General features: G+C 70.1%; 2 protein-coding genes (1 of these 2 only partly in view). Both read right to left on the minus strand.

Features of this window, described 5'->3' with window-relative positions:
• A complete protein-coding gene (locus tag ROA7023_RS12665; protein ID WP_085879410.1) occupies positions 1-17,628 on the minus strand; it encodes a zinc metalloprotease in 17,628 nt (5,875 codons plus the stop codon).
• Positions 17,547-17,657: the 3' end of a calcium-binding protein gene (locus ROA7023_RS12670; RefSeq protein WP_143535546.1), read on the minus strand. 9,513 nt of this gene lie beyond the right edge of the window; only the last 111 of its 9,624 coding nucleotides appear in the window; the start codon falls outside the window, past its right edge — the gene reads right to left on this strand; its stop codon occupies positions 17,547-17,549. Before ROA7023_RS12670 ends, ROA7023_RS12665 begins: the two co-directional genes overlap by 82 nt.

Raw genomic sequence — 17,657 nt, forward strand, 5'->3', positions numbered from 1 at the left:
TCACCGCCGGCCGTCAGCCCGACCAGCGGGCTCGGGGCGCTTGCCGGGTCCAGCCCGATCCGCAGGTCGCCGGTGTTGCGGATGTGGATGCCGCCGCTTACCGCCGTGGCCTCCAGTGCCGCAACCATCGTGTCGAGCGGATCGGCCGCGGACCCGATCCCGGTGGCCGAGATCAGCACCAGCTCCGGCGTGGTGATGTTGAGCGCATCGCCGTTGCCGTCGATCACCGAAGGCGCCGATGGTGACCCGCCCGGCCAGCGCCTCGACCGTGCCCAGCGTCAGCGCACCCGCCACGTCGAGGTCGATCGGCCCGTTGCCGGCAGTGACGTTCTGGGCCGTGGTGGCGCCCCGCGCGGCGAGCCGGAGCTGGACCCCGGCGCTGACCGCGTCCAGCGTCCCGGCCTCGACCTCCAGGTAGGGGTTCAGCGCCCCGCCCATCGCCCCGACGGAGAAGTGCGAGACAAGCGACAGGCGCGACGCGACGATATTGGCGATGTCGTCATCGAAGGCGTCGAGGATCGAGCCATATATGGTCTCGAGCTGCGCCCGCTCCTCGGCAAAGACGAAATCCACCCGCAGGTCGCTGGGCTGCAGCCCGCCGAGGACGAATTGCGGTGTTTCCCGCACGAAGATATTGGTCGCCCGCGCCGAGAACGACTTCGGATCGAACAGATCGTCCAGAAGCTGGATCACCAGGGGCTGATCCTCGGTGCCGATGTCCGACCCGTCCGCGGCCTCCAGCACGATGCCCCGGCCCATCACGGCCTTGCCGCCGCTGGCGTCGGTGGCCTGATAGATGTTGCCATCCCCCTTGATCCGGACCTGCTCGAATCCGGTCACGTCGTCGATGTTGATGTCGGTCTCGGACCCCAGGAACACCGCGTCGTTGGCCAGCGCGTCGATCGTGCCGCCGGTCAGCTCGATATCGAGGTCCTGGCGCAGGGCGATGCGGATCGCGGCGGCGGTCGGGGAATCGTCGGCATAGGGGTTGCCGATCGCGGCGCCGCCGGCGTCGAGGAAAGTGAGGTCGTCGCGCTCGGCGGTGGACAGGGCCAGCAGCGCCGCGTCGCTGACGCTGCCATCGAGGATGCCGGCCAGCGCCACCGTGATCTCGCCCTGGCTGCGGCCGATATCGCCGCCCGCGTAGAGGGAAATGTTGGTGCCCACGATGTTGGGCGCCTCGATGGCGACGGTGGTGTCGGTCACGGTCTTGGTGAAAAGCGACCGCTGGAGCCTGTTCTCCAGCTCCGCCTCGGTCCAGGTGGCGCCGGTCACGAGAGAGTCGATCTCGGCCGCGTCGGCGGCATAGGCATAGTTGGGATCGTAGCGCGTGCCCAGCGCCTCGGCCAAAAGCCCGGCCGTCGGGTCGGCGGGGACCGCGTCGAGGGTGGAAAGCAGGGCGGTGCCCGACAGCTCCAGGTGCCGGGCCAGCCGCTCGACGGCCCGTTCGGTGCGCAGGGCCTCCAGCCGGCGCTGGGCCTCCGCCTCGGCGGTGCGCCCGTCGAAGGGGGCCGGGTCGCCGTCGCGCAGGGCCTGGACGATGGCCTCGGCCGCGTCCTCGAAATAGAGGCTGCGCAGGGCCTCGGCCTCGGTGTCGGGCAGGGCCAGGGTGACGGACCCGCCCTCCAACGCCGCGATCTCCTCGGCGGTGAGGCCGAGCGCGGTCAGCCGGGCCGCCTGGTCCTCGGAAAAGGCGAAGCCGTCGGGGTCGGTCCCGCCCACGAAAAGCGCGCCGATGTCGAATTCGGAAACCGCGTGGCGGGCAAGCTGGAAGGACGAGACCGCCCGGAGCGCGGCGCCGTCGGCCCCGGCCGCATCCACGTCGAAACGCAGCAGGTTGCGGCCGCCCAGCGCATCGTCGGCGGTGGTGGCGAGCGCGATCTCACGCGGGCCGAGGACGGCGACATAATAGGTCTGCCCGTCCTCCAGGCCGGTTCCCGCCGGATCATCCGGATCAGCCCAGACCGTGCCGCCAGCGGTGAACTGGACCGCGTCGCCGGTGGCGAAGTCGTGGTCGGCGGCAAGGGTGACGGTGCTTTGCAGCCGGGTCAGGCTGCCCGTCTCGCCGCCAAGCCCACCGAAGGTGACGCCGGAGCCTGCCACCGCGGTGACCATCTCCCCCGCGACCGGCGTCACGGCCAAGGTGGCGCCGTCCTCGATCACCGACAGGACGTTGACGCGCAGATCGTTGCCGCCGGACCCCGAGATGGTGATCGTCTCGCCCGGCAGCAGCCCGTCGAAGAACCCGGTGACCGGCACCGCCGCGCCCCCAGAGAGGTCGCTGACAGTGATCGTCTGGCGCGGCCCGTCGAAGCTGACCTGCAGGGCGGATGCGTCGAGCTCTCGCGTGCCGAACGCGGCGGAGAGGTCGACGAGGGTCTCGCCCGCCTCGGCCTCCGCGAGGCTGGTGGCCAGCGACAGGGTCGTGTCATCGACCCGCACCGCGAAATAGACAGCCGCGGGGTCGAGGATCGCGGCGGCGCCGCCACCGCCGGCCGCAAAGCGCAGGCGGTCGCCCGTGGCCAGGTCGTGGGCCGCTGTGAACACCAATTGCGTGGAGGCGAGCGGATTCAGCCGGCTGCGGTCGATCTCCAACGTGGCAAAGTCCGGGTCGGCCGCGTCGGACTGCACCCCGGCGATGTCCAGCCGGCCCGGGTCGAGGTCGAGCCCCGTGAGGCCCACACCCTGCAGGGCGTCCGCGCGGGTCAGCGCCAGCCGCAGCATGGTCTCGCCCACGTCGGTGGCATAATAGACCGTGCCGTCGGTCAGGCCGGTGATGTCCTCGCCGCCCTCGATCCGCCGGTAGATCAGCGCGTCGCCGGTGCGGTGCCCGTGCGCGAAGCCCAGGTCGATCACGCCGGTGGCCGGGTCCGCCGCGGCGGTCACCGCGCCGAAGACCGAGGGCCGCAGCTCGTAGCGCAGGGCCGCGGTGTCCAGGCCCGGGTCCGTGCCGGCCGACAATGCGAGGCGCCCGGTCCCGGCCAGCGCCTCGGCCCTTGTCGCTGCAAAGGCGACCTCGGTGGCGGATACGGCGATGGCATAGGCCAGCTGACCTTCGGCCAGACCGGTCAGGCGATGGCCGCCAAGGCCCGCGATCCGCACCGCCTCTCCGGTCGTGATCCGGTGCGGGATATTCAGCCGGTCGCCGGTCGCGGGGTCGATGCCGCCGAGATAGATCGTGTCGGCCGCCGCATCGACGGCCGCGCCGGCAAAGCCCACGGGCGGGGGCGCCACGGTCAGCCCGCGGCTTGCGGTCCAGTAGCTGCGGTAATCCTCGGTCCGCGCGTCGTCATGTGCGGTCACCGTGTTCTGTCCCGAGGTGCTGTCGGCCTCGTCCGCGACATCCTCGATCAGGTAGAGGTCGCCCCACAACGCGCCCTTCAGATCCTCGACCGCGCGGTCGTCGACCTGCTCGGAGAGGTTCGCGTCGTAAAGGTCGCCGCGGCTGTTCAGGCTGACGTCACCCAACCGCGAGCGGACCTCGATCACACCGGTGTCGCCGGTTTCCTCGCGGATCACGATATTGCCGTCGGCGACCGCCGCCAGCCCGCCGGTCAGCCCGTTGATGCGGGTGCCGTCGCCGGTTTCGACGCGGATGGCCGAGACGGGCGCGTCGGCGAGCACGGGCCGGGCGGAGGCCGTAGCACCCGTCCGGAAATCGCCGATGCCGCCGATCCCGGCGTCCAGCGTCACCCGGTTGCCGGCGATCAGGCCGCCGGTCGTGCCGATATCGCCCTGCGACCGGATCCAGACATTGCCGTCGCCGGTGGTGGCCCGGTCCAGCATCACGCCGGTGCCGAGGAATTCCACCGCGAGATCGCCGCTGTCGGTCACCAGGTCGACCGCCGCGCCGGCAACCTCGACCGGCCCCGGTGCGCCGCTGTCGACGGTCTGGCGCTCGCCCCGCGTGAGCTGCACGCCCAGGGCCGGCACGTCGTCCCGCGCGATCCGGCCGCCGATCCCGGTTGCGGCCCGCAGGGTCAGGTTTTCGGTGCTGATGATGTCCTCGGGCGTTTCGGACAGGATCGCGCCTTCGGCGCTGGTGATATCGACCTCGCCCAGCGCAGTCTCGATCCGCCCCGCGACCGTCACGTCGCCGATGGACTCCACGTCGACCAGCCCGGTGTCGTAGCCGGTGAACTCTATGTTGATCGGGTAGTCGGCCTTGACCGAGTGCCGGAAGAACCAGCTTTCGCCCACGGTCTCTACCCGTTTGAGGTAGTAGGTCGTCGTGCTGAAGATCCACCAGCCTTCGGTCTTCGAGTTGCGCTGTTCGACGACCGTCCTGTCGCTATCGCTGAGGATCGCCTGGAAAGTATAGCCGTCACGCACCAGATCCGCGCCGAGTGTGCCGTCGTCGGTATGGACATCGCCGACGCTCGCGTCGGGGTCGAGATACCTGATGTTCTCGGCCAGATCGACCGAATAGAGCAGCCCGCCCAGCAGGCTGCCGAAGTCGTAATCGTCTGGGTCCGGGATCACGTCGGCGATCGAGAACACGATCTCGCCCTCGGGCTCCACCAGCCGATACGGGTTGTCGGGGGTTGGCCCCTGAACGTCGACGCTGACCTCGAAATCTTCCAGCTCGGAGACCGTGATGATATCGGCGAATGCCGTCTCCTTGACGTAGTTTGTCGTCGTCACGGTCGAGGTGCTGACCCCGGTGATCCAGCTGTACAATTGACCCGGGGTGGTCTGGAACCTGGTCTCCCGCCCGGTCGCATGTTGGGCGTCGTCACTCAGCACGCGGGTGACGAACCCGGGTTTGCCATTGGAATCCGTGGTTTGCTCAAGGATCGTGACGGTCTTGCGGATGTCGTTGCCGACCCGGGTGAAGGTCGTCGTGATCGGGCCGTCGTCATCGGCGGTGGCGGTCAGCCCGTCGAGGTCGACATTGCTGTTGTCGGTGATCTCGATCCTGCCCTCGATGCCGGCCGCGCCGCCCTTGCCGGTGTTGATGTTGTTCAGGCGGGTGTCGTAGCGGGTCTTGTTGTCGATCCGGACGTGACCGAACCCGTCCACCGCGCGGATCGTCGCCAGGTCGTCGCGGCCACGCAGGACCTGGCCGGTGACCGGGTCGACGACCTCGGCATCCCCGGTGCTGATGATCTGACCCGACAGCGACACCAGGCCGCCGTCCACCGCGACGTTGTCCACCGCGATCTCGTGGCGGGCGATGTCGAGATAGGCTGCGATCCCCTCGATCGGCGAAATGTCCGTGGCACCGGGATCCAGCGTTGCGGCAAACTGCTTGCGGATGCTCTCGGCATCGGTGCCGCCGGTGTCGGCGCTGTCGACCAGCGGGATCGGGATGCGGAACGTGCGTTCTGCGAACTTGTTGAGGTAGCCATAGCGCGGCAGCATCTCGTCGGGAACGAGAATGCCGCCGGCGTTGTCCACCTCGTAGCTCAGAAGCTCGGCCACGATATCGGGATCCAGGCCCAGCTCGTCCAGGTCCTTCTCGGGCGGCAGGTCGGCCTCTCCGATCGGGTCGGTGACATTCCGGCCGGTGGCGCGGCGCTCGGCCTCGACAAGCTCGACGCGGCGCACGGTGTTGTATTGATACCAGGTGTACCAGGCATCGTAGTAGGGCTTCATCGCCGCCTCGACCGCGTCGTCGAACACCACCTCGCGGTCGGCGATCCCGCTCTGGATCGTGCCGTTCACGTTCAGGACCAGCGCGTCGATGAAGACATTGCCCCGCGCGAAAAGCGCACCGCCCGCCTTCTTGGCATCCAGGTTGTAGTCCGAGGATCCGAGCACACTGCGCGGAGTCGTGGCGTCGTTGCCGTCCGTCGCGCGGTCCAGCGCCTCGTCGTTGATGAAGGTCCAGCTTCCGTCCCACTGGCCGCGCGGCTCCGAGATGTGGAAGAAGTTCTCGTCGCTCAGGATGAAGTCGAGGCCGCTCTGGATGTTGATGCTGCCGGCCGAGAGGTTGCCGCTGACGATGATCGAGCCGCCCGTCGTCAGGGCGAAGAAATCCGCGCTCAGCGCGTCGATCTGGCCGCGAATCTCCATCGCCGGGGCGGGGGGCGGATTGCCCTCGGCATCCGTCCTCTCCGGATCGGTATCGAGGAAGGGCTCGTAGGTGTTCTGAACCGAGATCAGGCCGCCTTCGGTCTTCGTGGCGTCGATGAGCGTCAGGTTGACCGCACCGCCCGCCGCGCCGTTCTGCCGGATCACCGAGGCGTTGGTGTTGACGGAGGCCCCGTTCAGCAGGATGTGACCGCCGACGCCGAACGGGATCTCCATGTCGCCGACGATCAGGTAATAGGGGCTCTTGTTCTCGACCAGGATCGCCGCGTCGCCGGGGCTGTCGAGGGTGCCGGTGCCGGTGAGGCGGCCGGCCTCGATCTCGATGTCGCCCAGCTCGACACTGATGGCGGGCAGGATGATCTGGTCGATGACGTAATCCTCGATCACCGACTGGCCCTGCAGGATGCCCAGCCGGTCGGCCTGCTGCAGGATCACCCGGCGCTGGAACTCGAGCTTCTGGAAAGTCAGCGGGTTGATCGAATGGGCCTGCTGCTGGGACTCGATCTCGGCGATGCGTCGGGCGAGGTCGGCCCCGAGGTTGGTGCGGATCACGGTCGGCGCATCGACGCCCGCGCTGCGCTCGACCTCGTCCAGCACCACCGCGGTATCCAGCGAGGTCAGCGTGTGCCGGTCCTCGGGCTGGTCCAGAAATGGGTTGCGCACCGTCTTCACGAACGCGAGGTCGGGGCCGTCCGGCGTTTCGCGCAGGGCCAGTTCTGTCGCCGAGACGACGCGCACGACGTAGGCCCGCGAGTTCGACAGCGTGTCCGTGGGGAAAAAGCCGATCTGCCCGGTCGGCGTGAAGTAGTCGATGAAGACCAGCGCCGGCGTGTCGCCCAGCGTCTTGTAGGCCACCCGCTCGCCGTCCGAGAATCCATGCGGGCTGTTGAACGAAATCACCGGAGAGCCCGCGCTGATCCCGGACGCCGAGGTGAACGGGACCGGCGGGGCGAGGTCCGCGAAATCCTGCGGCAGGTCGATATCGTCCTGGATTGTTACGGTTTTCTGGTTGAGGAAGCTGGAGCGCACCGTGCCGTCGACCCGGACCTCGTCCACTGAACCGGAGCTGCTGGTGCCGGTCCTCTCTTCGAACGAGACATTTTCGGCGCCGAAGGCGTCGGCCACCCCGTTGACGAAATCCTCCGCCGCCTGGCGGTAGAGGTCGCGCGCGACCCCCAGCCCGGCGGCGTTCAGCGATCCCTTCAGCGAGGACAGGGCGACGTCGCCCACCGCCCGCACGACACCCTCGGCCCCGGAATTGCCCGCGCCGGAAACGACGATCTCGTTCAGGCCGGCGATGACGGCGGCGGCGGTCGGCGAGGTCTCGATCGGAAAGGCCGTCTTGTTGAAAAGGTCGGTGTTCGCCTTGGCGGTGACGCGGTTGCGCAGGCCCGACGTGTCGCGGCCCGCGTAGAGTGCCACGTCGCTTCCGCCGCTGACCAGCGCCCCGTCGCCCACGGTGACGCGGTTGGTGAAATCGACATCGGCGCGGCTCTTGCCCTGCGCGGCGCCGGCGCCGCCATAGGTCTTGGCGGCGGCATTGGCCGAGACGTCGGCGTCGCTGCGCGCACCGATCCTTATCCCGCCGTAGTTCGTGGCGACGCTTGCACCGACGATCCGGATCTCGCCCAGCATCTCCAGGTCGATCCCGGATTCCGACCGCGCGACAGAGATCGCCCCGCCGGAATCGAGCGAGGCGGCATCGCGCAGGTCCGCCTCGTTGAGAACGTCGATGCGCAGGGTGCCGGGCGCCGCCTTGGTATCGTTCAGATAAAGCGTGTGGCGGTCCGCGCCCGTTGCCGCCGAGGCCGCGCCGATCGACACCCCCGTTTCGTGCTCGACGATGACCCGGCTGCGCGTCGCCGGAAGGTCGACGATCCCGCCCGAGCCGGAGCGCACCGACTGGCCCGCAGCCGTGCGCAAGCTGCGGTTGACCGCGTCGATGCCGATGCTCCGGGCGGCGGTCACCGCGGCGCCGCTGGCGATCGCCAGCGTGACCAGCGGCGAGACCCGCGACGTGGTAAAAGCGCCAGACTTGCCGACGACGGCGGCGCTGACGCTGTCGGCATTGGTGTCGAAGCTCGTCTCCTGCTCGGAGCGCAGCGAGATGTCGCGGACGGTGATCTCGGCCCTGCCGATGTCGATCCCGGTGCGGGACTCGATGATGGCGGTCGCGTTGGCCGCCGCGCCGGCAATGACGCCGCCGCTGCCTGCCCTCGCGCGGGTGCGCGTGTCTTCGACGGCGTCGGCGACCGCAACGAATGCCCCGCCGGCCTCGATCAGCACGGCGTCGCCGATCCGCACCACGGTCTCGTTGGCGATGGCGCTGGTCGCCGGATTGGCCCCTGCCGCGATCAGTCCGCCGACTTTGCCGCTGGCCTCACCCTGGGTGGAGAGGTCCGAGCGCGCCACGACCGTGACGTTTCCGGTCACGCCGGTCACCTCGACCCCGGCGAAAACCTCTGCCGCGACCTCTGCGGCCGAAGTGACCTCGGTCAGGGTCGCGTTCACCCCGATCAGCCCGCCCGACGCGCCGGTGGACAGGGCGTCCGCGGACCATTCTCCCGCCCCCGGCAGCCGCGTCTCGGCCAGGACCGAGACAGATCCGGCGCCGAGGATCTTCGTGTTCGCGCCGAGATAGGCGCTGACCACGGGCGTCAGCGTGATTTCCGACAGCTGGACGCCAACCCCCAGCCCCGCGCCCACGGCGAACCCTTCGGACCGGGCAAGCGCGGTGGGCGTGGCGATGGCGCGAACGGTGAGGGCGCCTCCGACCGATATGGTGCGCTGGGATGCAGCTTCGCCCGGGCCGGCGCCGATGAAGGCGAGCGTGCGGGACAGGATAGTGGCCTTCGCCTCGGCCCCCGAGCCGGAAACGATGCCGCCCGCCGCGGCGAAGGGCGTGGCGATGGCGGTGTCCCGGCTCTCGGCCTCGATCAGCAGCGCCCCCGCGGTGACAGAGCCCGAGGTCCACGCCTGGGTGGTGCCGCCGCTTGTCGCGTAGGACAACGAGGCGCCGACCGACAGGCCGCCGATGGCAAGGCCGAAGGATTTGGCGCGGGCGGTGTGGTCCGCCAAGGCGCGGATCGTGACGGTGCCGTCCGTCTCGTCGTCCAGCGCCGAGAAGAAGCCGGCGAGCGCGTTGCCCGACGCATCGAGTGCGGTCAGTGTCGCGGTGCCGCCGGCCACGGTCACGGCGAACCGGTCGAGGCCCGCGGCGTCCAGCGCCCCGATCCCGGCGGTGCCCAGGGTTGTGCTTGCCGCGTCGAGCGTGCCGGCCTCGAGCGCACCGCCCCAGTCGCGCATCTCCACCGAGACGTCGGCGCCGTCCCCGGACACGCCGGTGACGTAATAGAGGCCATCCTGGGCCCCGCCTGCGCCCGACAGGTTCAGCACCTGCCCCGTGCCCAGCAGCGTGCCGCGCCGCGCCTCGGCCGAGGCCACGCCGGTGTTGGTCGCGGCGGCCCGCGCACCCGAACCCGCGCCATAGATCGCCCCCGAGGAGGATTGCGCATCGGCGAAGGCGCCGCCACCGGTCGCGGCGCCGGTCTCGTCGGCGTTCAGCCGGGTCTCGACGGTGATGTCGCCGCCCGCGGTGACCCGAGCGTTCTCGCCGACGTAGGTGGTGATGTTCGGCGCGTTCGTGGCCTCGGTCAGCGCGACCCCGATGGAGAGGCCGTAAGAGACCGCGATGCCCTTGGTCTGGGCATAGGCGATCGAATCCGCGACGGTCCGGATCGTGAAATCGCCGCCTGTGACGATGTCCGCCCCGTCCTCGACGAAGAGGTTCACGGTCGGGTCGGACTTGGCCACCGCCCGGACCCCGATCCCGGCGCCCAGACCCACGGCGAGGCTTTCGCCCCGCGCGATGGCCGTTGAGGAGGTGTCAAGCTGCAGGGTCAGGTCGCCGGGATATTCGATCCGGCCCTGAAGCGAGATGTCGATTGTGCCGCCGGCCTCGGCATAGGCGTTGACCGAGCCGATGGCGATGGCGTTGATCGCGGCCCCGCCGCCCTCGGCCACCGCCGAATTCTCGATGTCGATGCCGATGAAGAGGTTGCCGTCCGCGTCGACACTGCCCGCCGACAGGAGAGCCCCCTCGCCGATGCTCATCCGCACGACCGGGTTGCTGATGGCGGAGATGTTGACCACCGTGCTCAGCCCGACGGGCAAGGCGCCGGACTCGCCATCGCCACCCGTGACCAGGGTCGAGACCCGAGAGCCGAACACCTGGGTCGGCGTCAGCACCGCGTGGGTGCCGGTGCCGTCGTCAGGGGTCGCGCCCGAGGCGACGTTGATCCCGGGCAGGCGACGCTCGCCGGGCAGCATCCTGGCCAGCATCAGGTCGCCGCGCTGCTCTCTGTCCGCGTGGTCGAGGCCGATGGCGTGGCCCATCTCGTGCATCACCACGGTCAACAGGTCGACCCGGGCCCGGGCCTGCCCGCCCGTGGCGGTCAGCACGTAGGGGTCGGGCGTGAATTCCTCGTCCTGCATCGGGGTCGCGTCGACGAACCAGCCCTGGCCCGAGGCGCTGATGTCGACGATCACGGCGTCGCCCTCATAGACCGCGAGATACTCGCGCCGCAGGTTCTCGACCGAGAAGCCGAGCGCATCGAGCCGGTCCGCCTGCGCCTGCGACAGGCCCGACGCCTGCCAGCGCGCCCGGGCCGCTGCGACGACACTTTCCAGCGCCGCCTGGTCGATGTAGCCGCCGGGGTCGGCGGGCGCCTCGGTCTGACCCAGGATCGCGGCGGGGCCGCGCGGGATCTCCAGCCGCTTCAGCACCGAGCCGCCAAAGCGGTCCTGGACCCGCAGGAAGACCTCGTAGATCCCGTCATCGTCGTTGTCGGGCACCAGCTCGCCCCCGATCTCGCCGCCGACATACTGCAACCGGATGTCGTCGACCGCATTGCCCAGATCGTCGCCCGGATCCAGGATCGTCACGACCTCGAACAGGTCCGCATCCGCGCCACCCACCAAGCTGACCCGCAGGGAGTCGCGGCCCTGATCGTCGCTGATCGTCAGCCCGTCCACCGCCCGGGTCTTGCCCGTTCCCGAAAGTGACAGCCCGGCCGAAACGGCGATCACGGGTGCGGCGTTGTTGGCACGGGTCTCGAGGTCGGTGACGACCTGATCGAGGGTGACGGTTCCGGTCTCGGGCTCGTCGTTGGTATCGTAGGACGGAAACAGGCTCCTCTCCTGCAGGCCCGCGAAATAGAAGCTGCCGCCCGCCGTGGCGCTGGCGTTGCCGGCGATGATCGGCACCAGCTCGACGCTCGAATCCGCCTGAGGCGGGGTCGAGCCGGCATCGACCCCGGGGCCCACCTTCTTGCCGAAAACGGCGACCGGGGCGTTCGCGATGACGACCATGTCCCCCGTGGTTGCGGCGAGGTTGGCCACCGGCGGCGTGCCGGTGCCTGCGTCAAGCGACGGGTCGCCGACCGCGGCGGTCACCGTCGGCTGCGTGCTTGCCAGCACATTGGTGCGGATCCAGACCAGACCGCCGGGGTCCGCTTCGGCGGTCGCGTCAGCCCCATGCGCTGCGCTTGCCAGGACACTGACCCGCCCGTTCGCCGTGGCATCGCCCTTTTCGAACTGGGCGGTGACCGCCCCGTCCGCCCGCACCTGCGAACGGGCCGAGCCGTCGCCCGCCAGCCCCTCGACGCGGCTGAGGCCATAGCCCTCCGCATCCACGGCCGACAGCGACACGATGTCGAAGTCGCCGCCGATGTCCATGACGCCGCCGGTCGCCACCTTCGCGGTTATCGTCGGTGTCACGGTGACGTCCCCGATGGCGCCCTCGGCCTTGTTCGGGTCGTCGGAATCGGCGTTGAACGCGAAGAGCCCGCCGCTGGGAGACTTGCCCTCGGCATAGGCGCGCCCCGAGGTCCGCGAGAACGTCCAGTCGTCCGCGGGCGAGGCCCGCTCGTGCCGGTAATTGTTGAGCGCCAGCACCCGGACATCGCCCAGCGCCCGGACCTCGGGCGCGGTGACCTCGGCCAGGACCTCGGGGGTGACGGTCAGGTCGCTTTCGGACCGCGAGATCGCGACCAGCCCATAGGACCGCCCGCGCGCGAGGGCCTGCGCGTCGTTGAGCGATTGCGCGGTGACGATCAGATCGCCGTCGATGGGCAGCGTTTCAGACCCGATCCGCCCGGTCTCGACAAGCGCCGTCACCGTCGGCGACAGCGACACGACCGTCTTGGCCCCCGCGAAGCCGATGCTGAGCGCACCGCCGGACAGGGCATCCGCATTGGCACCGGCATAGGAGACATCCACGGCGGTGACATGGATGTCGTTCGGGCCCGTGCCGTCCAGCCCCTCGACATTGGCCGACAGGATCGCCTTGACCGTGCCGGTGACGGTGGTCGATGCATCGCTGATCCCGATGGGGGCGCCGACGAGGCCGATGGCGATCGCAGAGCCGCCGGAAGCCGCCCGCACGTCGTTCGCCGAGGCGGCCTCGACGGTCACGTCCCCACCGGTCCGGATCGTGCCGCCCGCGTTCGCGGTCACCGTGCCCTCGTAGATCGAGCGCGCGTCCGCGCCGGCGCCGGCGACCGCCAGGGTCAGCCCTCCGGCGGCCACGACCGACACGGCCAGCCCGTCGGCCGTGATCGCCGAGGCCGACCGGGACCGCATGTCGAACGCGCCCACATCGGCCGTGATGCCGCTGGTGGCCGCCCGGACCCTGGTCGAGACCTTGTTGATGTTGAACGTGACCCCGACGGCAACGCCGCCACCGGCGAAGCCGCCGAACACCGACACCGCGTAGCTGTCGGAATCCGAAGTTATCCGCGTCCTGTCCTCGGCGTTCAGGCGCAGGTCCCCGGCCTGGACGGTATGCCCGGTCCCCGTGATCTCGGCCGTGACGGTGTTGTCGATGCGGTTGAAGGCCAGGGCGCCGCCCAGCGAAAAGCTGAGCCCGCCATAGCCGCCGGCCACCGAGATCGCGGCGCTGAGGGCCTCGACATCGATGCCGGAGTCGCCGGTCGTCCGCGCGTCCAGCGACACCACGCCGGCGCCGACATCGATGTTGCTGCTGTGCACGGTCGCCGAGACGTTGCGGCTGATCGTGTTGACTGAATCGACCAGCGCCACCGTAATCGCGACCCCGGCCAGCCCGCCACCGACCGCCGCCGACCCGCCGTCGGACTTGGCCTCGATCTTGCTGGTGTCCAGCGCCGAGACGCTGACATTGGCCGCGGTGATCCCCTTCTGCGTCGCCGACCGGTCCGCGACGGCCTCGATCCGCGCCTGCAGGCCGCCGAACACGTAGTTTCCGCTGCGCGCCCCGGAGCCCGCGACCGCGATCCCGGCGGAATAGCCACCGCCGGCCGCCCCGGCGCCGCCGAAGGCATAGCCACCGATCGCGGCATCAGCGGTCGCCGCCACGGCCAGATCACCGCCGGCGTCGATCCATGCCCGGTCGACGATGGCGACCGTGTCGACGGCGGCGAAATTTGACGTCTTCGCGAAGCCGGCCGCGAGGCCCAACCCGGCCCCACTGCCCCCAAGGGCCACGCCGATCGCGACGGCGAAGGCGCCGCCGTCGGCGACCATCTGCGACTGGTCCTCGGCCCGGATCCGGACCGCGCCCGCGGCGTCCACATGCGAGGCGGTGCCGCGGACCGTGGCCTCGACCCCGCTGCGGACGATGTTATCGACCTTGGCGCCGACCACCACCAGCCCACCGGAGAAACTCAGCGACACCGCCACGCTGACCCCGCCGACCAGCGCCCGGGTGACCGCCGTCGTGCGTGTCGTCGCGGTGATGTCGACGGCGCCGCCGGACAGGATCGCGGCATCCTCGACAATGGCGCGTGTCTCTTGCACCGGACGGCGGGCGGCGCCGCGCAGCTCCGCATAGCGGGTGCCCGGGTCGGCCACGTAGGCGGCCGGCAGCGCCCCCCGGGCGACCTCGCCGACGATCTCGAAGGCCGCGCCGTCGGCGATCCCGCCGCCGGAGAACGAGATCGTGTCGGGGCTCGCGGACCGGGCGTCCGCCTCGGTCCGCGCGAGACGGAAGGTATTCCCCGAAACCTCGGTCACGTAATAGCTGCGGCCGAAGTCGATGCCGTCGATCAGGACGTTCTGGTCGGACGGATCGACCGTGCCCAGAAGCTCCTCGAAGGCGTCCTGTGTCGTCTCGGGCTTGACGTCGCGGTCCACGAACTCCAGCCGTGGGGTGCGCAGGTAGACCCGGTCGCCTTCTTCCAGCCCGTGGTTGGCCACAGTCAGCGTGCCATTGCCGATGTCCGAGCCCTTGAACGTCGAGAAACGGGCGGTGTCATCGACGTTGGGTTTGGCGGCCTGCCGGGTCATCCCGATCTCGTTCTTCGCGACCGAGCCGCCGAAGGCCAGGGCGCCGGCCCCACCCTTGGGGTCGAGCGCCACCGAGACCGCGACCGAGAAGCCCCCGCTTTCGGCGTAAAGCGCGGACATGTCGTCGGCCCGGACCGTGACATCGCCATCGACGGCATGAAGCGCCGCCTCGCCAGCCGGGATGCCGGAATGGCTGCCCTGCACCTGCGCCACGGTCGATACGTCCATCAGGTTGCGCGAATCCGACCCCGCCCCCGAGGCCGCGAGCGAGAAGCCGCCCGCCACCGCGACCGAGCCTGCGATACCCAGCCCGTAGGTGCGCATCTTCTGAACCTTCACCAGGCTCCAATCCCCCTCGAAGCCCGCGCCCAGGTCGATCGGTTCGGCCGAACGAAACAGGTCGGCACGAAGGGTGGTCCGCGCCGCGTCGGAGGCTTCGTCGGCCAGCAGGGTGGTCCTGGCCAACCGGATCACGAAATCGCGTTCCTTGACCTCCTCGGACCGAAGCCCCTCCTGGTCCTCCGGCAGCAGGATCTCGGAAATGGTATAGGCTTGGGTGAAGCCGCTCTCGTTGAGGAAGATGCGGTCCCCGGCCTGGAGCGCCCGCCGCCCGCCGGCCCCGGTCTGCAACAACCTCAGGGCGGCCGAAAGCTCGGCGTTGGTGTCCGTGCGGATCCGCAGCGTGTTGGTGTCGCGCTCGATCATGACGACCGCCTCGTCGTCGGACATCGCGTCGGACTGCTGGAAGGTCTGGCCGCCCCCCCCGGGGTCGCTGCGCAGAAGGTAGAAGCTGTCGCTGGAGATCAGATCGACGACGTAGAGCTGATCCTCCTTCAGCCCGGCGACCCCGTCGGTCTCGCCGGTGCTCGTGCGCCGCAGCTGGACCCGGTCGCCGTCGGCGAAGCCGTGATCGGTGATCGTGATGATGTCGGTCCCGGCGTCGACCTGGTCCGAGGTCAGGGTCTTCGTTGCCAGGTCGAGGCCCCTGGTCAGCGCCTCGACGGTCACGTCGTTCTTCGCCTCGATCTGCGACGAGAGCACGTCGGCATGCACCGTCCCGTCCATGTCGTTGGTCGAGAACGCGGCACCGAGGGACCCCGCCCCGGCGTTGCCTTTGACGGAGACGGACAATGCCACTGCGGTGCCGCCGGCGTCGGAATCGAGCGCACTTTCATCGAGCGCCCGCACGGTTGCATTCCCGGTGCGGCTTTCGATCAGGGCATCTTCGACGGTCGCGACGGTTTCCTGGTTCAACTCGTTGATCGAGACCACGACAGACGCCGCCAGCGCGATGCTGAGGCCGCTGCCGGAGAAGGCGCCCGACCCCGCCCCGCCGAGGGCCATGGCGTCCATCCGGATGCCCGGCTTCTGGTTGTCCGGCCCGGTCCCGGATTGCTCGGCCGGCGGCACCCCGCCCGAGATCGCCTCGACCGTGACATCGCCCGACGCGGTCACGTCCACCGACCGGATCGTGGCGAGCGCCGCGCTGGTCAGCCGGTTCTCGGCCCGCCCGGCGCCGAAGCTGCCGGCGCCGGTGACACCGCCGCCGCCCAGGCCCGCCGCGATCGCCACCGCCACGCCGCCCGCATCCGCAAGCCATTCGGACCGGTCAATGGCCCGGACGATGACGTCGCCGCCGGCCACCGCCGTCTCGGCCGTGTTTTCGGAGGTGATCCCGGCCGAGACATGGGTGGCGCCGTAGTTGACGGCGCTCGCCCCTGCCCCTGCCAGGGCGATCGTGGCCGAACCGCTGCCAAAGCCCGCCGCCACGCTACCCGCCCCGCCGATGGAGACGGATTCGAACTCGGTGATCGCTGTCGCCCTGACCGTGACAGCCTCGCCCGCATCGACCGAGCTGTTCCGGATGTAGGCCTCGGTCAGGTAATTCGCGGGGTCGTCACCCTCGATCTCTCCCAGCCCGATGCGGTTGTCTGCGATTGACAGACCGACCGAGCCGGCCACGGCGGCGTCCTTGCCGACCGCAAGGGACAGGGCCACGCCGCCGGCATCGGCCCGCGTCGAGGTCCGGTCCGTGGCCTCGACGGTGACCGACCCGCCGGCGTTGACGCCGACGGTCGCGACAGGGGTCCCCACGTCGTACTTGCGCGGGGCGTCGGCGATATAGGCCCGCGTGCGCAGATCGACCCGGTTCACCGCCACGGAGCCGGCAAGTGCCAGCGATCCGGTCAGCCCGCTCCCGGTAGAGACGCCGGCGGACAGCGCCCCCGAGAAGGCGACCGTGTCGATCTTGGCGCGGGGGCCGTTGCCGCTCTGGTCCGCGATGCCGGGATCCACAATGCCGTAGGCGAGGAAATCGCCCTCGGCCAGAAGCGGCGGCGCCTCCAGCACATGCGCCTCGACAGTGATGTCGCGACCGGCCTTGATCGAAACCCCGTCGGTATGAGCCGAGAGGCCGACGTCGAAATCCGTGCGGGCGACACCGACGCCGGCCCCCAGGGCGCCCGTGCTGGAACTGCTCGACCACGCCACCGCGAGCGCCAGCCCCCCGGCGTCGGCGTCCGACACCGACGCCTCGATCGCGGTCAGCCGGATGTCGCCATTGCTTCCCCCGGCCTCCAGCACGGTGCCCGTGGTCGAGGTTGCCTTGGCCGAGACGTCGCTTTCGACCGTGTTGAAGGTGAAGGCGCCGGCCCCGCTGAGGCCGATGGCCGGCCCGTTCGAGGACACCGCGCCGGAGGCGGCGATGCCGACGGCGACCCCGGCGATGGTCAGCGCCTGCACGGCCTCGACGCTGATGCCTTTGCTGGCCTTCACCGAGACATCGTCGATAAACGCGCTGACCTCGTTGAGGTCGTCGAAGACCCCGGCCTCGTTGATCGCGACCGAAACCCCTGCGGCGAGCCCCACCGTCAGCTTGTCGCCGCTGGCGAGCGACAATCCGATGGCCGCAGCCGCGGAGACCATGCGGGTGGTGTCGATCGCCCGCACGCTCAGCGCGCCGGAGGTCTCGAACACCGGATCGCCCAAGGCGTTGCCCCGCTCGATCCCGGCCCGGACATTAGTGCGCAGGATGTTGCCGGCGCCGGACCCGGCGACCGAAAAGGCCCCCGCCCTCTCTGAGCCGACCGCAGCCGAGACCGCGATTCCGACGCCGACAGCCAGGACATAGCCATCGACCACGGCATGGACCCGCGCCGTCCCGTCGCCGGCGCCGCCTTCCGACGTCACCGTGCTGGCCCGGACCTTCGCCTCGACCTCGCGGCGGACTTCGTTGCGGCCGAGGCCGACGCCCACGGCGACCGCCACGGTGTTGGGTCCGTTGGCCTTGGAAAACT

Source organism: Roseisalinus antarcticus, assembly GCF_900172355.1.
GTDB classification, from domain to species: domain Bacteria; phylum Pseudomonadota; class Alphaproteobacteria; order Rhodobacterales; family Rhodobacteraceae; genus Oceanicola; species Oceanicola antarcticus_A.